The 24,189-nt window shown below is 31.0% G+C and carries 8 protein-coding genes and 1 pseudogene; 1 reads left to right on the top strand and 8 read right to left on the bottom strand.

The window, feature by feature from the left end:
- Window positions 1-321 precede the first annotated feature (321 nt).
- Complete coding sequence (locus QZZ11_RS04715; RefSeq protein WP_292474035.1) at window positions 322-11,277, top strand: Cna B-type domain-containing protein; 10,956 nt, start codon at window positions 322-324, stop codon at window positions 11,275-11,277.
- 460 nt (window positions 11,278-11,737) lie between these two features.
- Here the strand turns inward: QZZ11_RS04715 and QZZ11_RS04710 are convergent, their stop codons facing one another.
- The 8 genes and pseudogenes from QZZ11_RS04710 to QZZ11_RS04675 form a co-directional block, all read right to left on the bottom strand.
- Entirely contained in the window at window positions 11,738-12,025 is a 288-nt protein-coding gene (locus tag QZZ11_RS04710; RefSeq protein WP_292474033.1) for a PDGLE domain-containing protein, read from the bottom strand.
- A 4-nt stretch (window positions 12,026-12,029) separates the two neighbouring features.
- Window positions 12,030-12,653: a cobalt transporter CbiM gene (gene cbiM / locus QZZ11_RS04705; RefSeq protein WP_292474032.1), complete on the bottom strand. Its 624-nt coding sequence runs from the start codon at window positions 12,651-12,653 to the stop codon at window positions 12,030-12,032.
- A 320-nt stretch (window positions 12,654-12,973) separates the two neighbouring features.
- A complete protein-coding gene (locus tag QZZ11_RS04700; RefSeq protein ID WP_292474030.1) occupies window positions 12,974-15,991 on the bottom strand; it encodes a hypothetical protein in 3,018 nt (1,005 codons plus the stop codon).
- 803 nt (window positions 15,992-16,794) lie between these two features.
- The gene (hemA, locus tag QZZ11_RS04695; RefSeq protein WP_292474029.1) at window positions 16,795-17,982 is read right to left on the bottom strand and encodes a glutamyl-tRNA reductase; all 1,188 of its coding nucleotides are present in this window, start codon (window positions 17,980-17,982) and stop codon (window positions 16,795-16,797) included.
- A gap of 123 nt (window positions 17,983-18,105) precedes the next feature.
- Complete coding sequence (locus QZZ11_RS04690; RefSeq protein ID WP_292474027.1) at window positions 18,106-18,735, bottom strand: bifunctional precorrin-2 dehydrogenase/sirohydrochlorin ferrochelatase; 630 nt, start codon at window positions 18,733-18,735, stop codon at window positions 18,106-18,108.
- Window positions 18,736-18,780: 45 nt separating this feature from the next.
- Window positions 18,781-19,263, bottom strand: coding sequence for a methanogenesis marker 9 domain-containing protein (locus QZZ11_RS04685; RefSeq protein WP_292474026.1), 483 nt, complete (start codon window positions 19,261-19,263; stop codon window positions 18,781-18,783).
- A gap of 183 nt (window positions 19,264-19,446) precedes the next feature.
- Complete coding sequence (locus QZZ11_RS04680) at window positions 19,447-20,181, bottom strand: tRNA-dihydrouridine synthase (protein WP_292474024.1); 735 nt, start codon at window positions 20,179-20,181, stop codon at window positions 19,447-19,449.
- Between the two features lie 291 nt (window positions 20,182-20,472).
- A pseudogene (locus QZZ11_RS04675) lies at window positions 20,473-24,189 on the bottom strand (hypothetical protein); the annotation flags it as partial.

Genomic DNA, 24,189 nt, shown 5'->3' with positions numbered 1-24,189 from the left:
TTTTTTTCTTTAAAAATAAAAAGTAATTTACTATTTTTATATAATTTATGAAATATTCGGTAATTTAAAAATTATTATATACTTAAAATAATAAAGAAAGATATTGCTATAATAATCAATAAATACACAAAGTTTTTCATAAGGATACGAGAAGTATTCGAAAAAAGTAATCACGATTAACATTACAATACAGAATTTCTCTTAATAACAGATTTCAATACTTCTTCAAATTTTATATGATTATAAGATAGCTATTTTGTTCTATTGTTGTACCGTAAATAGGATGAAATAATTATTAAACAATGTTTTAAAGGAGTCAACATGAAATTTAATAAGAAATATTGTCTTTTATTTCTTATGACAGTTCTTGTTCTACTCTTGGGTGCTGGAATGGTTTCTGCATCCGAAGCAGGCAGTGATGTACAAGTTGTAAAAGACAATCAAGGTTTATCCACACCCGACAATTATGATGTGGATAATGTGGTACAATCCGATAAGGTTCTAACCAAATCGGAGGCAAACGTAGAAAAGACAAGCACAAAAGATGACACAAAAAATAACAATGAATCATATATAGACACATTTGTAGACACAGACAATACAAATGAAGATTTACAAACAATTGCTAGTGGTAGCGGTCATAGTGCTAAAGTTAGTGTAAATGAAATCAGTGGAAGAACATTAAACATTGCAGGCCTGGAAAATTCCGGATTGCTGCAAGAAACAATAGATGTTAATAAAATATCTATTAATAGCTACGATAGTCTCGCCAGTAGTGAAGATATGACTCCTATCCTCACGGGTGAAACTACAGATTCTTCCGGTGGTTTGGTTGACACTAACACCAAGTCAAATGTAAAATCACAAGAAACAGATAAAACTATTGAAAAAGCTGATGGTTATCAAGATGTTAAGGCAGCTGATGGTGACCCAATTAAAAAAGTTAGAGCTACCGTAAGAGCAGTCTTTGATGATTTTAATAACAAGTATAATTCACGACCAACGAGTACTACTACTTCATATACATACACTTTCAAAAGAGGTTATTCAACTTCAAATTGGAATTCAACTAATGGTTCTGTAGCAATAAAACCGACTAATGGTTGGACTAATCAAACAATATTGCTTGACATGAACCGTTCTAATGGACAGGAGTACGTTCGGTTTAATCTTACAGCTCCTACTAGTAGTAGTAGTAAACCTGCGGGTTATTTGCCTGTTGTAATAACAAATACATCACGGGTTTACCAGGAAATAATTGATGGTGTTACCTATGAAATTACTCAATTTGATTATATTGCAACATATACTCTGCAAAATATCACATTACAAGCATATAAAACATGGAATGATAGTGGTAATCCAGATAAATTAAGACCTGCTAACTTTACGTGGGGATTGTTTATTAATGATACGTTAAATGACACTTATTATACAAATGCTTCAAGTACGTCTACTTCTGCAATTTATAGTCAAAGTTTATTCTCAAGGACTGTGCCGGTAATTGATAGTGAAGGTAATGAACTTGTATATACGTTACAGGAGATTGATGTTCCTGAAGATTACACAGTAACTTATTTAAATACTACTCCTTCCGCCAGAACTTATAGATTAAATATGACCAATACACGTATCGTCAAATGGGCACATTTCAATGTATCCATTGAATGGGATGATAATAATGATCAAGATGGTAAGAGGGGAACTAGTTATCAAACAGTTTATATCAGAGTAAACGGTAATTCTACTACTAATCAAACACAGATAAGATTATATCCTGCTAATGATTGGACTAATATTACTAATAAGTCAAAATTTGTAAATGGACAACCAGCAAATTTTACTATATATTATCCAGGTAAATCTAACTATAATTGTACAATTACAAATATCACTCAAGAATTAGAGTCTGGGGATATATTATATAATGTTAAAATTAAAATGACGCATATCCCTGAAATAAGAAACATTACACTTGAAAAAATTTGGAAAGATTATAACAACAAAGATAATCTTAGACCAAATAATATAACAGTTAATTTCTTAAGAAATGGAATATTAAATGAAACGATTGTGTTAAATGATGAAAACAATTGGAATCATACCTTTGAAAATTTACCTGCTTATGAAGCCGGAACTAAAATTCAATATGGGTTTGAGGAAGTAAATGTACCTGAACCTTATATTTCAAGCATGATTTATCAGGACTATTGGGGTGAGTGTACTATCACCAACAGTTATGTTACTCAGGTAGATGTAAATGTAACATGGAATGATACTGATAATTTAGGTTCTCCAAGACCTACAAATCTTGTAATAAATCTTTTGGCCAATGGTAACTTATTTAAAGCTAAATATGTGTCAGAAGTAAATAATTGGAAATATTCATTTACAGAGTTACCAATTTATGATGATGATGGTAACAAAATTGTGTATACTGTTGAACAAGATCTTCTTCCAGATTATTATGCCGAAGAGATTCAAGGAAATGATAATTCTTTCAATATCTTGAATTCTTATAAGGGTATTTCTATGAACATATCCAAATATTGGGATGATGATGATGATTTTGATGGTTTCAGACCAGATGAAATTGAAGTTCAAGTATTAACAAATGGCGAAGTTTATAAAAATATCATATTGTCTGAAAATAATAATTGGACTTGTGAAGTGACTGGATTACCTAAATATATTGATGGAGAGTTAGTCACATTCACGATTAATGAAAATGTTCCAGATAAATATGTTGCTATTTATAATGTTTCTAATGAAAAAACTATAAAAGACATAAAAGATATTAACATTGAACTTTATTCATTAACTGAAGATTGTGCAATATATAAAGTGTATGTTACTAATGGTTCTAGGGATATTGTTAAAGGTGGAACTATTACTATCGTGGATGCTGATGGAGAAGTACTCTTAAAATGTCCATTAAATGATGACTTTGTAACGTTTACCAAACCATTAAAAGAAATAGAACTAGAATGGAGATCATATAATGGTAGAGTCTATGGTCCTTACACTTTTCTAAATATTGAAAAATTTGCAGTTGATGTAACATATAGTGATGTGAATGGATCTTTTACAACCAGATTATCTGATTCAGATGTTTTATGTTATAACCAAAGTGGGTTGTATGTCAGAGATCCGTTTAATATGGGAGGAATATGGGCTTATTGTATAGATGGTACTGATGTTGATGATCCTGTTTCTCCATCTTGCAATCTGTGGTATGTGGTAAGGGACGGTTCTAAATTTTCAGTACCTTATTATAAGGTCGCATTAACAGATGAAGAAATTCATAATTTACATGATGATTCAGTTGTAACAGAATATCTTAAACTTTTAATCTATAATCACATATTTGATGGTGAAAACTTTACTTTGGACGAAAATGGGCTTTGTAATGGATTTAACTTCGAGTACTTGTTTAATTGTTATTTGGGAGATTATTATTATACACGTAACAAAATAATATATAATGATCCTGATAGTTGGGATTCATGGATGGAAACTTATTGGCCTATACGTTTAGTGGAGCCTGCTAAGGCAATAATGGCTGAAATTAATGCTCTGGTTGAAGAAGGGAAAACTATCCCTAATCATGGTGTCTATAACACAACATCAGAAGGTACATGGATTTATCAATTTTACATATTAAAACAAGCTGGTGAATGTGATGAGATCTATATGCAGCAGATGCTTGGTATAGATTTTACATTCATACCAAATGTAATGGAGTATGAAGCTAACATTATAAACACACATTATCCAAGTTTAGTTAACATTAGCGTTACCAAGAATTGGAATGATTCTGATAATCAAGATGGTATTAGACCGGAATGTGTTGTTGTAGAATTATTAGCTGATGGTAATTCAACTAACCAAATAATTAAATTGGATGAATCTAATAATTGGACTGGAAACTTCACAGATTTACCTGAATATAAAAATGGAATTAAAATTGTTTACACATTCAATGAAACACCAGTTCCAAATGGTTATGACCTTACTTTTGGAGATTTCATTTTAAAGAAAAACGAAACTCAGATTAATTTGGAACTATTAAATATCACAAAAAATGATGACAATACAGGAACAGCTAAAGTTCAAATAGTTGTCAAAGATAAATATAATAGTTCTGTAAGTGAAGGAAATATTGTTGTCACTGATGAAGAAGGAAATATTATTGACAGTGGTAGTTTAATAGACGGAATGAAAGTTGTAACAATACCTATTTCTTTTGTTCCAGAAGAATCACCATTGCATGACGATTCAAAACCAGGAATCAAATTTAATATAACAGTTAGATATGAGGAAAATGACTTATACTTTGAAAGTAATGAGACATTTACTGATATAACTGATTCTTTTATATATGCCATTGTGGAAAGAAGAACTGATGGAAAAACTCCTGGTGAACCTTTCGCTCCATGGTATTTCAGTGATGGTGTTTGGACTTTCTGTCTTGATCCGGCATTTCCATATATTCAACAGTTAGATGTCCATGATCCGGATTATTTATATAATTCTGATGAAATGCCTTATATTAAAGTTGACTTAAAGGAGGGTATGGATCTTGACACAGATATTTATGATGTCCTAAATTGTTCAGAACATGATAAAAATGCATTGAAATACATTAAAACTTTATTATATTATTTTGGTGATGAATTGAACGTTCCTGGACCTACGGGGGAATCATATTTACAACCAATAATACAGATATTAACAGGATTCTGGGGAAATTACAGAGAATCCTCAGAGTACACGTTAATTGTTAATTTCACTTATGATAGTATTCAATATATTGATTATGTATTTGAATTGCCTGATTTAATTACACACACAGGAAAACCATTGAGTTATTATGTAAATGAAACCGTGAGACTTGTTGATAATGGTTTTGAAGTACCAAATAATGGTGTTAAAAATATAACCGATGATGGCCGATGGGAATATCAATTCTATTTATACTGTCCATATAATTATTATTTCGGAGAGTTTAAATGGCAAAGAATGATAGGTTTGGATTATACTTTTGTTCCACGGGAAAAAACATTACTCACAAACCTTACAAACACCCACATTCCTGAAAATGTTACTATTAATGTAACCAAAGTTTGGAACGATTCTGATAATCAGGATGGTATAAGACCAAATAACATAACTGTTGCTTTATATAAAGGTTATGAGTTGAATGATACTTTCACATTATCTGAGGATAATGATTGGAAACATACCTTCAAAGACTTACCTAAGTATGAAAATGGTGAGTTAATCGATTATCGGGTTGATGAAGTAATGGTTCCAATTCCAACTACTAAAGGTAGTGATGATGTTGTGTTTATTCATTATGTTCCTGTTGGTTATGATTTGGTAATTGATGAAGTTTCCGAGTATAATTTTACTTTTACTAACACTCATGTTCCTGAAAAAACCAATATTACTGTTGTGAAAAATTGGACTGATGATAATGATAAGGTTAATTTAAGACCTAATCATATTGTTGTTAAGTTATATGCTAATGGTGAAGAATTGGGTAATCCTGTAATATTATCAGAGGATAATAATTGGGAAGGTATTTTCGCTAATCTTGATGTGTATTGTGATGGTGAGAAAATAGAGTATACAGTTGTGGAGGATGTTCCTCGTAATTACACTGCATCTTATAATTATACAATGAATATTACTATTTCACATGATAATGAATTTGTTCTCAGAGGTACACGTTTATCTGACGATGAGGGCAAGGTTACATATTATTTAGTGGCTGATGGTGATAAGATTGTTGATTCAGTGTCTATCTCTATTAAAGATTATTATGATACAATTCATTGGGAATTTACTTTCACAGATTTGCCTGTTTATAGTGAAAACAATGAATTAATCAGTTATACTATTAATGAAACGTATGTTGAGGAACCTTCTTTTGTTGCTGAGGTATATGTTGATTATAATATGACCTGCAGTTATGCAGTCAGCATTGACAACAGAATTACTGGAAATACTACAATTAATGTGACAAAAGTTTGGAATGATACCAATAATAATGATGGTAAACGTCCTGATAGTGTTAACATTACTTTAGTAATTGATGGTGTTCCAAGTGATCAGACTGTGGAACTTAAAGGTCCAAATTATGAGGGTGGATTCACTGACTTACCAATGTATCATGAAAATGGTACTGCAATAGTTTACAATGTTACTGAAGTAGAACGTGATGTTCCTGAAGGATATGAATTATCCGATATTGTCTTCTGTGAAGGCAGGTTCAAAGTTATCAACACCCATATTCCTGAAGTTGTTAATGTGACTGTTAATAAGGTTTGGAATGATGTTGAGGATAATGATAGGGTTCGTCCTGCTAATGTGACTGTTATATTGTTACAGAATGGTGAAAAATACCGTGCAGTGGTTCTTAATGCTACTGGTGGTTGGAAATATACTTTCACTGATTTACCTAAATATTATGATGAGGGTAAGGAGTATGTTTACAATGTTACTGAGGTAGCTGTTTCCGGTTATACTATGAGTGTTTCCAATAACTCTGCCTATAATTTCACAATCACCAACATTCATGAATTGGAATTAACTGAACTTAATGTTACTAAAGTCTGGAATGATTCTGATAATCAGGATGGTCTTAGGGTTCCTGAAGTTCATGTTGTTTTAATGGATGGTGATGAAGAAATTCAGGATACTGTTTTAAATGCTGGAAATGGTTGGAAAGATACCTTTACGGAATTAGTTAAGTATCGTGATGGTAAGTTAATTGAGTACACTCTTGTTGAGGATGAAGTGGATGATTATGATACTGAAATTGTTTTCAGCAACGGAGTATTCACAGTAACCAACACTCACGTTCCTGAAGTTGTTAACGTAACTGTTAATAAGGTTTGGAATGATTCTGATAATCAGGATGGTATCAGACCTGAAGAAGTTACTCTTAAACTTAAGGCTGATGGTCAGGAATACACGGTTAAGGTTGTTAAATCAACTGACGGTAAATGGAATTACACATTCACCGATTTACCTAAATACAGTAATGGACAGGAAATCGTTTACACTATTGAGGAAGTGAACATTGCTAAAGGTTACACAGTATCCTATAGTGATGATACTTTGTCTATCGTTAACACTCATGTTCCGGAAGTTACTGAAGTTAATGTAAGTAAAGTTTGGGATGATGCTGATGATAATGATGGTAAACGTCCGGGTAGTGTGACAGTTGATTTACTTGCTGATGGTGTGAAAATCAATGAAACTACTTTAAGTAGTAGTAATGATTGGAAGGCTACTTTCAAAGATTTACCAGTTAATAAAGATGGTAAAGCTATTGTTTACACTATTAATGAGTCCAGTGTGCCTGCTGGTTACACGGTTAAAGTTGTATTCTGTGAAGGTGTATTTAAAGTTGTTAACTCTTACATACCAGAAAATACTACAGTTACTGTTGTTAAAGTTTGGGAAGATAATAATGATCAGGATGCTGTTCGTCCGGACAGTGTTACTGTCAAATTATTAAACGGTGAAACCGTTGTTCAGACCGCAGTTATTAGTGGTGATGAATGGACTTACACATTCACTGGATTACCTAAATACAGTAATGGACAAGAAATTGTTTACACTGTTGAGGAAGTAGTTCCAACCGGTTACATTTCAAATATTGATGGTACTACTATTGTTAACACTCATGTTCCTGAGGTTACTGAAGTTAATGTAAGTAAGGTTTGGGATGATGCTGAGGATAATGATGGTAAACGTCCTGCTAGTGTGACAGTTGATTTACTTGCTGATGGTGTGAAAATAGATGAGGCCGTTTTAAGTGCTGATAATGATTGGAAGGCTACTTTCAATAATTTACCAGTTAATAAAGATGGTAAAGCTATTGTTTACACTATTAATGAGTCCAGTGTACCTGCTGGTTACACGGTTAAAGTTGTATTCTGTGAAGGCGTATTTAAAGTTGTTAACTCTTACATACCTGAAAATACCAGTATCAATGTAAATAAGGTATGGGAAGATGCAAATAATCAGGATGCTATTCGTCCGGATGCAGTATTTGTTTCTGTATTGGCTAATGGTGAAGAGTATAAACTTGTAAAACTCACCGGTGAAGATGGTTGGACTGTTACTGTTGGTGGTTTACCTAAATACAGTAATGGTAAGGAAATTGTTTACACTGTTGAGGAAGCAGGTGTACCTGCTGGTTATACGGCTGTTGTTGATGGTTTAACCATTACTAACACTCATGTTCCTGAAGTAATTTCAGTTAATGTGAGCAAAGTATGGAAGGACAATGACAATAATGATGGTGTAAGACCTGAAAGTGTAACTGTTCATTTATTTGCTGATGGAAAAGAAGTTGGTAAGGCAACTTTAAGTGAAGCTAACAGCTGGAAGTACACATTTGATAATTTACCATTAAACAGTGAAGGAAAACCTGTCACTTACACAGTAAGTGAAGACAGTGTTGAAGGTTATTCTACTTCTCTTGTAAATTGTAATGGAACTTTCAAATTCATTAACACTCATGATGATAGTAAAGTTAACATTACAATCAACAAAGTATGGGTAGATAACGAAGACCAAGATAATATCAGACCGGAAAATGTTACCGTTGAGGTTCTTGCTAATGGTGAACGTTATGATGTTGTTGTGATTAACAGTACTAGTGGCTGGAAAATCACAGTAAATGATTTGCCTGAGTTTGTTGGTGGTCAGAAAGTTGTTTATACTGTTCGTGAAATCAGAGTGGAAACTGGTTACACAAGCAGTGTGGATGGATTTACCATTACAAATACTCATGAGCCATTTACTAAAGAAATCAATGTGACTAAAATATGGAATGATAACAATAGTTCTTTAAGACCTGAATCAGTTACTGTTCATTTAATGGATGGTGATAATGTTGTTGCTACTGTGTCTTTAAGTGCCGGTAATGATTGGAAGGCTACTTTCAAGGATTTACCTGTAAATAGGGATGGTAAGGCAATAGTTTACACGGTCAAAGAAGTTGAAGTTCCTGATTACACAACCGAAATTAAAGATTGTTGTGGAAACTTTAAAATAGTTAACACACCTATTGTTGTTCCTATCAATATAACTGTTAACAAAGTTTGGGATGATAACAATAATAATGATGGTATCAGACCGGGCAGTGTAACTATCCGTTTATTAGCAGATGGTGAAATCGTTGAAGTTGCAGTGATTACTGGTGATGATTGGACTTACACTTTCACTGATTTACCTGAATATAAAGATGGTAAAAAAGTGACTTATACTGTTCAAGAAGTGGAAGTTCCACGTGGTTATGTTGCAAGTGTTGATGGTTTAACAATTACCAACACACACGTGGACATTACTAAAAATATCACTGTCTCCAAGTTCTGGGATGATGACAACAATAACGATGGTAAACGTCCGGATAGTGTAACTATACGTTTACTTGCTGATGGTAATGAAGTTGCTATTACAACTTTAAGTGATGATAATGATTGGAAGGATACTTTCACTGATTTACCGGTAAATAAAGACGGTAAAGAAATTGTGTACAATGTTACTGAGGATCCTGTTGATCCATATGTTGTTTCAATTACAAACGTTGATGATGAGTTCATTGTTACAAACAGTTATAATATTACTAAAATCAATTTGACTATTAAGAAAGTTTGGGTTGATGAAGATGATAATGATGGTCTCAGACCGGATAACATAACTGTGATATTATATGCTAATGGTGAGGAATTAGTGGCTGCAGTTGTAAATGAGGATAATGACTGGACTTACACGTTCAGTGATTTACAAAAATACAATAATGGTTATTTAATTGAATACACTATTGATGAGCTTCCTGTTGAGGAATATGTTGCGGTTGTTGATGGTTTAACCATTACCAATACACATGATATTATCACTAAGGATATTCCTGTATCTAAAGTTTGGGTTGATGATAATAACAATGATGGTACAAGGCCTGATTCAGTTACCATTAATTTGTATGCTTTTGGTAGAAAGGTATCTTCTATTAGTATTACTGAAGCTGATGGTTGGGAAGGAGTTTTCAAGGATTTACCTGTGTACATAAAGGGTAATGAAATTGTTTATACGATTGTTGAGGAGTCTGTTCCTGATTATTGGGTTACTTATAATGGCAGTATGATTATTAACACTCATGACTTGGTTAATACTAGTGTGACTGTTACTAAAGTGTGGAATGATAGTAATAATAATGATGGTGTAAGACCTGATAGTGTGTCTGTAAACTTATATGCTGATGGTGTCAAAGTTAGTTCAATCGTGTTAAGCTCCAATAACAGTTGGACACATACTTTTGATAAATTACCTAAATATAATGATGGACAGATTATCGTTTACACAGTTGATGAGGAAGTAGTTGGTGCTTATAGTGTGTCAATTACTGAGGATTCAAATTATTTCATTATTGTTAACAATTATGAAACCAAGTTAATTAATCTGACAATTAATAAAATATGGGATGATAAAGACAATTATTATGGCAAACGACCTGTTAATGTAACTGTTAAAGTCTTTGCTGATGGTGAAGAAATTGATTCCGTTGTTTTAAGTGAAGAAAATAATTGGACTTGTGAGCTTAATAATTTACCTAAATATGATAATGGTAAATTAATCAATTATGGTGTTGATGAAGTGAACATAACCTATTATCATTATTCTATTGAATCAGAGGATAATTACACTTTTACCGTTACAAATACTTTAAATAAAGTTCGTGTATTTAAATGGGCTTGGAAGTTAATTGGTTGGAATGAATCTTACTATGAACGTGTTGAAGTGGATGATAATGTTCCTGTTGTTAAAAGAAGTTCAAAAATCTATGCTAAGGGTAAAGGAATTGGTAAATATCAGCCAAGGTACACACCTTATAAGAAGAACTATAGAAGCAATGGAAAACATTATATTAATCGTTTAATGTTCAGGGAACATTACCGTTTATTCATTTACTTGTATAATCAGTATTTATATGGAAACATGACTTATAGTGAGTTTGTTGCCTTACTTCAATTGAATGGTATTCAGATAGATGAAAGTAATGCTTGGGATTCCAACGGAACTTTAATCTTTGATTATGATGATCTTGAAGATGTGCCGGATTCTATTGGATTACATGATAATGGTGGACATGTTAAAGATTCTAGTGATAGAGTTGAAAAATATAAGCCAATCAGTAATTCTGGAGTCATAGATTCCGGTGAAGTTGAAGCAGAAGTATTTGATGTGGAAGAGTAATTCTTCCTTTGCTGCTTCTACTCCCATATATTTTTTTTTAAATAGTGCTTGTAATGATTTTTCTACGTAAAAAACCACATTAATTTAATAATTGCTTTAAAAACATTAAAATATAATCTCCATAATTATGTTATATGATTTAAAACTATTTTTCATAAAATCATAAAAATTATTCTAGTCATCTACATATTATTACCTAAAATAAAAAAAATAATCGCTTCATTTTATAATATCAATAGGGTTATTAATATTTTTGATAGTTTTAATAAATAGATATGTTTTAATATTGTCTATTTATAAAATTTGATTGGATAATAATTTAACTTCCAAACAATACTAAAATAAAACTTTAAAATTATTTTCTTTCAAACAGTTATGTTCTCTGTTAAATAAATTCATGTTTAAAAAATTATCCGTAACTGAAAAAATTAAAAAAAGAGGGTGGGGATTAAAATTTTAATTACTTTTTAATAATGTAGAATACACCATAAGCTAAAGCTACAGTCAACAAAGCACCTATGATAAGACATGCTACACCTACTAAAGGATTTTCTTCCATTCCTTCCAATGTGTAATCAGGCATAATAGGGCTAATAACTTGTTCTGCTTCTAATGCATCAGGGTTTATATGTTCGGCTGAAGCTTCCAGTCCATCAGGATCTCCTGAAGCCAAAAATGGTGACAATAGACATATAACTAATGCTATAGCAAATATTCCAATGTAGACTTGTTTGTTATCTAATTCCATATTATCACCTGTTCCAACTTAGTAAGTCCGGACGTACTGAATCGATACCTTTAATAATCACCACAGTAATTATCGCTTCAATGAATCCTATCATTGCATGGTATCCACCCATGTAGAATAATCCAAGATCCAATGGAAAAGTACCGCTTAATGCCATTTCAACGGCTGCAACAAGTGCTGCAATGAAACAGCCTGCCCATGCTGCAACAAAAATACTTGGGTATAATCCGATTTTATCTTTAAGTCCTGTAAATCCGTAGTATCCTACAAATCCACCAACTATTGCCATGTTAACTATGTTTGCTCCTAAAGCAGTTATTCCGCCATCTCCGAAGAATAATGCCTGTAATATTAATACTAGACTCAATACAATTATTGCTGCATATGGACTACAGAATATTATTGCAACTAGTGCTGCACCCAGTAAGTGTCCACTTGATCCGAAAGGTACAGGTAAGTTAAATGATTGGATTGCAAATATTCCTGCTGCAAGAACTGCAAGTAATGGTATGTATTTTTCATCTAAATTTTCTCTACTCCATCTTGTTGAGAAATATAATGCTATTATTGCAATGACATATAAAATTACACATAATGGGATAGAGATAAAACCATCAGGTATATGCATTTTTTATCTCCTAAAATTTTATTTTACAAAAGTAATACTTTTTTATATTTTATTATTATTACTTGTATATAAAAATATTTAAGTCATAGTATTTAAAGGTATTGTACAAAAAAAGAGAGAATCTCCTTTTATAATTGATATAACTTAATAATTAGTATTACTTTTTAATATAACTATTTATAAATAAGTATTATTGTAATACTGGTATATATATTGCTATTTTGAAAAGTAATACTTTTTCATAATAATATATTAAAAATGATTAATATTTTTTAAGAGATAATTTAATTGTTTTTTCTAAAAAAAAGAAAAGAGTAAAGTTATATAAGTTTTATGTATCTGTTCCAGCTATTGCAGACAATTTTATTATTCAAGTAATAAGTTGCCTTTAGGTTATATGTTCCACCAATATTTGGTAATCTGTATCTGAAAGTAAATGAATTGCCTGTTACAGTAACGTTTTTTATAACTTTTCCATTTAGAGTATAAACTATGTTGCCTGAAGTTATCCTGTTGTTATTGGTATTATACAATACGGATTTTAATGAAATGACAGAATTTTTTTCGAGTTTTTCAGTAACCTTGCCGCCATATAACCTGATAAATGAGTTTGCAACATCACGACCGGTTAAGTCATTTCTTTCATAGATAATTTTTATACCATCACGTTCCATGGTACGTCTAGGATTGCTGATACCTCCTTTTCCGGAATAGTTATCATCCCATGCCTTTTTCAAATAATAATAATATTCACCGTCGGAATCATAAATGTTTCCTGCACCATAAAACCAACCCATCACTATGTCATTTCCACGTTTACGAACTGTTGTTAATAAGGGATCATTTCCGTATAAATATTCTCGAATAACATTAGCATCCACACCATTGCATAAAATGAAACAGATACTATTTTTCACGTTATTGTTATACATGTATCTGGCGGTATTATACGTTTCGCTGGGACCATTTCGAATAGTTTTCACATTAAATCCATTAGCACGTAAAGTACTTGCAATACCATTCATAATTTTCATGTCATTTGCACTATAATCCTTTTTGGAATTTGTGGTTCTATCCATTGCAAAGTAAACATCCTTTTTAGTGCTGGAAATCTTTGAATTATTTATCAAATCAGAGGATAATGATATAAAAGTCTCCTGTTTAATTTGAGCTGCTTGATTTCTAATAAAAATTACGTCACTGTCCCGTCCTATAAGCTTACCTCCATTATAATAATCTACTCTTGCAGTATAACTGCCGCTGGCATAAGTTACATTAAATCTCACATAACTAAGATTATTTTTAACATTATCTGATCCAAGATAATTATTGTTCAGATAAAATTTTACCAGTCCTGCGTTTAGAGTGTTGTTGTTATTTTTATTTCTTACATGTGCACTAATTTTAGTTAAAAGATTATGAGTTATTGCAGGATTCCATATTAACTTTATTTTATAATTGCTGTTAGGATTAATATTCAATTTAACGACTTTGCTGGAACTGTTATAGTATTCGGATGAATAAACTACTTTTATATCATAAAGCCCAACATTTTGTTTAGGAATATTTAAAATGTTTTTGGATGAATTAACCACTTTGCTTTCTAATAGTTTATTATTCAGATACAGATTTATTTTTCCTCCGGTTATGCTGTTATTCAATTCATCTGTAACATTCACTTCCAGAGGGGTTGTCCTGTTAACAATTCCCTGAAGACTGTTTACGAATATATTTGATGTACCTTTTTTGATACTTTTAACTTCACTGGTGTTTGAACAGTACCTTGGATTGCCGTCAAAAGATACTTTTGAAGAGTAAACGCCAGGTTCATTTATTTTAAAATTATATTTGAAATAACCGTCAGCATCTGTTGAAACAACGGTGTTCCTGATAATATTGGATTTCACATATCTGTTTTCATAACTGATTTTTAAGTTTAGTGGGGTGTATTTAAGTCTATAATTGCTGGTGTCTGTAAATCTTCCGGTAATGGATAATATGCTGTTGTTTATAGTGGATGGATTTAACTGAATCTTGGTGGATTTTGGATTTACCTTAAAACTTAAACTCTTTTTAGTGGCATTGTAACGGGCATTGCCAATAAAGGATATGTTGCCGTTGTTTATACCGATAGTATTTGCCTTAAGTTTATAATTAAAAAGACCGTTACTGTCTGTTCTTGTAAGATACCTGTTCTTATTAACTTCAATATTTAAAGGAGTGTATCTTAATTTATTTCCATTTTTATCAGTATATTTTCCACTTATAATTACATAATCACTATATTCTGTGGTGTTAATCTTGTTTAGGGTTATGATTGTATCTTTTGCATAAACAGTAAATGTTTTAGTAACATTTGCACCTTTGTACCGTTCATTTCCGGGGTAAGATATGTTGAGATGATTTTTTCCCGGTTGTGTGGCCTTTAATTTAAAACTGAATGCTCCTTCATCATTTGTACGATTAATCATTTTGGTGTTGCAGTATGTTAATATTAAAGGTGTGTATCTTAAATTATTTCCACTTGAATCTGTATACTTTCCAGTAATATGCGTATAATCCGTGTATTGGCAAGAAGAAATATCATCAACTTTAATAATGGTATTTTTGGGTATTACATTAAATGTGGTGTTAACACAATCTCCATAATATCTGACGTTACCAGGATAACAAACACTTATGTTATTGATACCAACATTTTTTGTTTTATAACTTAATGAATAAACTCCTTCATTATCTGTATAAGAGACAAATTTCTGGTTATTTATTGTGATTATTATTGGAGTGGATCTCAGAATCACATTATTCTTGTCAGTATATCTACCATTAATATGAACTGAATCGCCATATGTGGTGTTTGTAATATGGTTTAAGGAAATCTTTGTTAGTTGTGGTGTTACAACAAAGGAGGTGGTCGTTGAAACTTTTAAATTATTATTTTCGTTAAAGGAAACAGTAACGTTGTTTTTGCCCACTATTCTTGTTTTATAGTTAAGATTAAACTGACCCTTGTCATTTGTAACGTTTTTATAATTGGCTCCATTAATATTGAAGTTAACGGATGAATCTTTTAAATATTTTCCATTATTGTCCTTTAAAGAACCACTGACAGTTACATTATCAGTATAATGTGTATCTTTAATAGTATCAATAATTAAAACGGGATTATTCTGGTTATTCGTGGATTTCGTATAATCGGGTAGATTTTTATTTAAATTATTATCAATGGCATTGTCGTGGATATTGGTCTCATTTACATCAGAAGCATTAACAAATCCAATTAGTAGAAGTATAACCAAAATAAATATGGAAATCTTGGGTATTTTTTCTTTTATCATCTAACCTCCCCCTATTTTTATTTTAATATCATAATTTTTTTAAACATATTAAAAAACTTTATTTTTATTTTTTTAAATAATTTTTTTTAATTAAAAAAAATATTTTTATTTATTATTTGGATTTGACAATAATAAAACATTTACTTGAACTAATTTTAATGTTTTTATTTTAATTGATTTTTATTGTTTAAATAGAATACATTTTGTTTTATTTAAATAATTTTAAGAGTATGCTGATGATTTTTTAGATAACAAAATTTTTTTAAAAGTATATAATAAAATTAAATGATTATAAAGTTGTTTTCATTCTTTGTTATTAAATAATTAGTTGAAAAAGAGCAAAAGTAATACTTTTTTCTAAAAAAGTATTTATTATACTACATACATATAGTATTTTGTAGTAAGTAATAACAATTTATAAAAAAGTATTATCATTATTATTTGCTATTTTATAAATAAAAATTATACAGTAAATTTATCCCTTCTGTATTAATAAAAAATTTAAATGAATTATACAAAAACTCCTAGATTAAAAAATTTAACTGAATCATACTTCTAAGTGTTAATGTAAAAATAATATAATAAACTCAATTAAAGGAATTAGCCTCCCTTTTAAATTAATTAGATTATCTCATACTAAAAAAAGTAATACTGTATAATTTTATTTATAAATAAATTAAATCCATAATTTAATTAGATATTGTGTTCAAATAACTAAAATAAGTAATAAATAATCGGAATTAGACTTTTATTTAGTCTAATAATTCTTTTTTTAAAATAAGTATGGGGGAGAAGATACACTCTTAGCAATATTCAATAAGTATTTTCTTTGCTGCACGTATAGTTTCATCATCGTCATTACTTACAGCTTGTTTTAGATTTTTAATAACGTTGAATAACATTTTATCAACAATACTGTGAGTTAAAGCATCTAATTTTTTAGCATCTTTGTCGGATAAATCAAGCATGTGTAATGTTTTTTCCAACTCGGATTTCCTGATTTTTTCAGCTTCAACGTTTAATGAGGATAATATTGGTGTAATTTCCATCTGTTTAAGAGCATCTTTCAGCAATACAGTTTCCTCTGCAATAATCACTTCTGCTTTTTCAGCTTCTTTCACACGTTTTTCAACGTTTTTATCACGGATATATCTTAGGTCATCAAGGTTGTACAATTGTACTTTCAATTCTTTAACGTCCTCTTCAATATCGCGGGGATTTGCTAAATCAAGCATTATCATATTTTCCAGGTGTTCTGGTGGTAAAAAGGATAATCTGTTCTTGTTTATTAATGGGTGGGGTGCTCCGGTAGCACTAATGAGTATGTCAATTTTATGTAATGATTCATCCATCTTCTTGAATTTTATAGCTATTCCGTCAAGATCCTGTGCTAACTGTTGAGCTTTGTCAAAGGTTCTGTTTGCCACTACTATTGCATTGGTTTGTTTGTCAAGTAATGCTTTGGCGACTACAGTTCCCATTTCACCTGCACCTACTATTAGAACATTTTTTCCTTTTAATGTTCCATATTTTTCTTCAATGAGTTCTACTGCACCACTACCAACGGATACTCCTCCCTCATTTATGTGAGTATTTTTTCTTATGGACTGTCCAACGTGTATTGCTTTTGTGAATACTTTTTCCAGTTTAGGACCAATTGTTTCTTCCTTGATAGCTTTTTTACGTGCGTCTTTGATTTGTCCAAGAATTTGATCTTCACCCATTATCATGGATTCAAGACCTGAAGCTAGTCTTAACAAATGGTTTATTGCGTTATCATCTTTTTCTACTATAAATGTTGTTGTAGGTATGTTAATGTCTTCTTCCAATATAAGGTATATTTCATATCTGTTACAAGTTTTTAGTGTTACTTCTTCCAGTACTTTAACGTTGTTGTGTATTTTTTCGTTTAGAGCATCTAGTTTTGCATATGAATTTTCCATTGATCCTACATCTGCTATTTTAAAATCTATTCTAATGTTAACTAGCATCCATATCTCTCCATTAAATTATTTGTTAACTCTTATTGTATCCCTTTTTTAATCGATAGTTATCTTAGTTTATATTTTACTTTAATAATACTTAAATTTTACAATACCTTGTTTCAAGTAAAATTACTTATTAATAAGTTCTTTTTGAACATATTCAACGGCCGATTCAATATCATTATCTTTAATAAATTTCTGTATATTTGGATCTTCCTTTATCTTAATCATATATTTTTTTCTTTCAACTTGTGAATCAATATTATTTTTTAACAGTTCCCTTATTCTTTCCTGAAGTTCTATGTTAAGAATGTCTTCGGGAGTAATCACACTTTGAATTTTCTTTCTTAATTCTTTTGCCATCATAGGACTACGTGAACCTGTATATAATGATACTGTAACATTACCTAACTGAAAAGTTGAAGGAACTATAACATTACTAAGTGAAATGTCACTGGCACAATTAACTAATTTGTTCTTAGCTTTACGGGCAATTTCATCATTTAATTCAAGATTGTTTGTTGCAACAACAACCAGATCACATTCATCCAACAATCTGTCTCTGTCTTCATCAGAATAAAATTCAGCACCCTTTTCAACAAATTCTTTTTTAATTTCAGAATCTATGCTGTGGGCAATTATACTAACTTTGGCATCCGCATCCAAAAAACGTCGGGCTCTACGAACACCCACGCCTCCGGTGCCAATGATTAAAACATGTTTATCTTTCATGTCTATGAATAATGATGTAAGTCCCATAATAACAACTCTATGGTATATAAAAAAAGTATTATAAAAGTTTAATTATAAACTTTTAAGTCTTAGATTTTTAATAGCAGCTTTTAAATCATTTCCGGAATCATCTAATGCTTGTTTTGCTTCATCAAATGAAATTTCAAATGTTGCTGCCAATTTTTGTATGTCTTCATCGGAATATTGCACTTTATTAATGTTGGTGTTTTTAAGAATTTCTTCTGATAACTGTTTTTTAAGTGTCATATATTCATCATGACTAATTCCATTTGCTTCCAGTTCCATGTCTCTGAGTGGACAAGGTTTGGATGCTTTACAACACCATACAAGTGAACCAAAACAAGTTGCTGCTCCTACACCTAACTTTGTTTTACTTCCAAATTCTTGTTTGATGTTTACAAATTCCTGTGGACTCATTCCTATTTCAGCCAGTTTTGTATGTACTGGACATGGTTTTACTGGTGGACAACAGAATGCAAGTCCTCTAGCATCTCCTCCTCTACATACATGAGCCGGTGCATCATCCCATCCCATTCATATCACTCCTTTTTTTTAAATAATAATTATAATTTAGTCTAAATAATTTCAAAAATTGTTTTATTTTTTTATATATAAAATTTATTATGTTTATTATATTATAATAATTTTACGAAAAACCTAAAAATATTATTACGCAAATTTTATTGCATGTCCATTAAAAAAAGAAAATGAGTAAGGTTACATAAAAATGTGGTCAATATCTCCTTCAAGAGCTGCTCTAGCAACAGAAACACTTTCTGCCCCATTATCTAACATTTTAAGATAATCCTCATGGCTTCTGACAGAATTATTTCCTATAACATGTATGCCTGTTTTTCCACAAATTTTGTTAAGAATATCATAATCTGCCCCGTCAACGCCAGGATTCATGGCATCAACATGTAAATAATCAACATTGTAGGATTCGATAAATTCAACAATTTCCAGCGTATCTACACCTTCAACATTTGTCCTTATCTTAACACTTATCTCTTTGCCACTGTTTGTGGTAACTTCTTCCAACATATCCCCTAAAACTTTGGTATTTGAAAGAAGTGCTTGGCCAGTTTTTGCTTCCAACATAGGAGCCTGTCTACAATGTGCATTAATCTCTAAAATATCAATGTTTTCATTATTATATAATAGACTGAAAGGTTCATGATTTGCTGCTCTTAAATTTACACTTATTTTTCCTTTCCATTGAGGATTATAATTTCTTATAACATCAATAAATTCCGTTAAATCTTCAGAAATATGATGAGGGCAAGTAAAAAATTCTTTACGATCATATTTACTGATATTTTCTAGTCCTGCTTTAAATGTTGGTACGTCCATATTAAATCCACCGAGGGTTATCAAATCAACTCCCTGTTTTGTGAATTTTTTACAGAATTCTCCATCATTTATTCCTGCCATTGCTGATAATACATTCATAAATATCACTTCATTTCAAAGGAAATTTTTTTTTATCTTATACATATAGAATTGTTTTTTTAATATTGATTTTATTATTTAAACTTTGTTTTATTATAATACAAGTTATTTGTAATAGTTATATTCTTTTTTAATTGTTTATATCTATGTACAACGTTTTATATAAGATTAATGAGCATTTATTTAAAGTTTCGTTGAAAAAAGAATTATAAAAACAGATTTTTAAAAAAAATATTAATATGAAAAATTTTCATTAAAAAAATAAATGTTTGGAATCAAAACAAGTTGATTCTAATTAGTGAATCTGGTTCTGGAATAGGAATTTGGATTTGATAAACCGTTTAAGAGTTTGTCCCATTCCGGACTTGTTGAATTCCAGTAGTTGTCTTCAATAACATTTGTTGCAGTATCTGTGGAAGTAATTGCATTTCCGGCATCATAAGCATAATTGTTTATAAAATTACAATGGGATACAGTTAAATTTCCCATATTTGCAATTGCTCCACCACCAAGTTCACTTGCATTTATATTGTTATTTATCAGGTTGGAATTGGTTATGGTTACATTGGAATTGGAATATAATACTCCTGCCAATGCCATTTCTTTTGATCTGACCGTATTGTTTTGGAATGTGGTGTTGTTTATGGTTAACCTTCCTTCGAAGGTATATAATGCTCCTCCAAATCCATTTACGCTGGTATTTAACATGTTGTAACTAATGGTATTGTTTGTCATAGTAATGAAAGCTTTAAATCCATATATTGCTCCACCATATGCTTCTTTTGAAATTACTTTATTTGATTTAATTTCAGAATTGTTTATTTCCAATACTGCTGTTTCAATGTATATTGCCGCAGCACCAGCAGTATTTGTTCCATTAACAATATTTGAATTAAATTTGGAGTTAAGAATTGAAACTCCACCACTCAATGAACCGATTACTCCACCAATACCATAATCAGTTCCGGTAATTTTGTTTTTAGTGAATACACAATTATCAATAACCATTGCTCCTCCTATAATTCTAATTACTCCTCCAGTCACATACTTACCTTTTGCAAGATTGTTGTTGAATACGGTTCCATTTATAATCAGGTCTCCTGCATCACAGTACAATACGGATGCTCCTGTGGAATTGTTTCCCAGAACCTTGTTGGAATCAAAGGAACAGTTTGTAATATAAGTTATATTGTCATAAGTTCTGATTGCTCCTCCCTGACTGTTAACGTTTGTAACAGTATTGTTTATGAATTCGGTATTTGTAACATTTAATATTCCATTGGTATATATTGCACCACCAGAGAAATTTCCACTGGCAGTATTGTTTTTAAATCTGGAATTTGTAATTGTTAGTTTACCAGAAGTTACAATTGCTCCTGCACTGAATTCCTTATTGCTTTTACCATTCTGAATAGTTACACCATCTATGGTTAACACAACATTTCTTTTGCTCATGTTAAATATAGGATTTCCACTTTTTGATCCATCAATAATGGTATTGTCTCTTCCACTACCAATAATTGTAATTGAATTATTTAAATAAATTCCTGAAGCAGTGTATGTTCCTTCACTTAAATAAACCGTACCGAATAATGTAATGTGGTTTATTGCATGTTCTAATGTTTTGAACGGATGACTTTCATCACCTAAATTACTGTCACTACCATTAGGACTCACGTATACTACTTTTTGGTGTGAAACAACCATGGTGTTACTGTATGAACTTGAATCGTATATGTCGTTTTTAACGTATGTTGCATAATATTTCACAGTTTTTCCATCATATTTGCTGGAAACTGAATAATTTAAGCTTGCATATCCATTAGATACATTGGCACTACCAATAAATTCGTCATTGATGTAATAGTTTACAGTTCCATTTGCAACATTATACTTTTCTTCGTCCACAATATTCAAAGTAATTTCTGTTGTATTTCCTACCACTGCATTAATAGGATTTCCAGTAATTGAAGTTGCATATCTGGTTACAGTTAGCATACTTATACATGAACTTGCCTTATAAATAGGGGATTCATGATATTCACATTGGATTCTATATTCTCCGACACCATAACCTTTCAAATCATATCTTAGTCTGGCATTACCCTTGGATATTTCAACAGTTCCCAATACTTTTCCTGCTAAAGTGAAAGTAACATTACCTTCAGTGACAGGATTCTGTAATTCATCCAATAAACGGGCAGTAAACAAAATTTCGGAATTAGGTTTAGCTTCCAATGAACTGGACGTTATTGATGTTTTAAGTTTTGTAACTTTATAAGTACCATTTCCTTTGGAATTGCTGTACTTCCAATCTCCAACGTAATTGGCATAAATATAACTTAAACTGGCAGTTTCGTAGTTTGATTCATATTGGTATTTTGCATATCCGTTATCTACCTCTACTGTTGCAATAGTTGTATTGTCCTTTTTAAAGGTTATATTTCCTTTAGTTACAGAATTGTTGAATTCATCCACAACGGTTGCCGTAATTGTAATATATTTTGATGGGATGGTTGATATGTCAGGAACCATTACTCTTGTTTTCAATTGTTTTAATTTTAAGGTAGCAAAACCTGTTGAGTTTAAAACAGTTTCTGTAGCAGTACTTCGGGCAATTATATTATACTGTTTTTCATATAATGATGCAGGTAATTTATAATATAATCTGACAATTCCATCACTATTCGTTTTGTTTGAACCAATCAAGTTTTCATTCAAGGAAAAGTTCACATTCATGTTTTTGATATTATTTCCTAATTCATCGACAACTTTTGCTTCAAAAAGTGTTACGTTTCCTGCTTTGGCAGTAACATTTTCTACAGTGATTTTTGAAGATAACTTTTCAATTTTTAAAGTTGAATTTACGCTTATTGGTCTGTACATATAATTTCCAGTATATGTTGCGATTAAATCATATTCGCCCGGATTTAAATTTGCAGTATAAGCAAATACACAATTACCATCAGTGAAATTAACAATTTCAGAAACATCCGTATTGTTTATTTCAAATAAAACTGAACCAAATGCATCATTATTTAAATTAACAACTATATTTTCAGTTTCAGAATATTTGACAGTATAGTTGTCCATCTGAATTGTTGCATTAATCTTTCCACCTACAGGTGTCAACGTTAATGTAACATTTACAGTGGCAGGTTTATACTCTTCATCTCCTGAATAAATTAAAGTCAAAATATACTTTTCATTTTTATAATCTTCCGGAATTTTGTATGTATATAATATTTGACCATCCTCTAAAGGTAAATCTTCAACAATAACAGTATCATCAATTTTAAGAGAAACTGTTCCTGTTGCATCAGGAATTAATGCAAAGAATGTTTTACTTTGTCCTGGATGAATCTCAGAACCGGCTATACGTATGTCCGGATCAACTTTTTCATAAACCTCAAATGTTGTGTTGGTTGTAAATTCATAATATTTGTCATTTCCACTATAGCCTATACTAACATTGTTGACACCCACAGTATTGGTTATGTTTGTGAAGAGGTATGTTCCTGTAGTGTCTGTTTTTGCATAATATTTCACTCCATTAAAGAATATTCGCACATTACTGTTGGACATAATTCTTCCGTTTTCTTTAAAAAACTTACCTGTGATTGTAACGTTATCCCCAACAGGAACTCTTCGGATATCATCATAGGTTACAGTAACATTATATTTGAAAACGTTGAATGTTGTGTTTGTTTCGTATGGGTTGTATTTGTCGTTTCCGCTGTATCCTATTGTTACGTTGTTGGTTCCTAGTGTGTTTGTTTCGTATGTGAAGTTGTATGTTCCTGTGGTGTCTGTTTTTGCATAGTATTTTTTGTTGTTGATTATGATTTTTACGTTACTGTTTGTTATTGCTTTTCCAGTTATATTTGTGAATTTTCCTGTTATTGTTATGTTGTTTTTGTATAGTGTGTCTTCTATTTGGTTGTGTGTTACTATTACGTCTTGTTTTTCTACGTTGAATGTTGTGTTTGTTTCGTATGGGTTGTATTT

The organism is Methanosphaera sp. (assembly GCF_016282985.1).
GTDB lineage: Archaea > Methanobacteriota > Methanobacteria > Methanobacteriales > Methanobacteriaceae > Methanosphaera.
The sequence above is the reverse complement of the archived record's forward strand: the minus strand, read 5'-3'. Positions and strand labels throughout refer to the sequence as shown.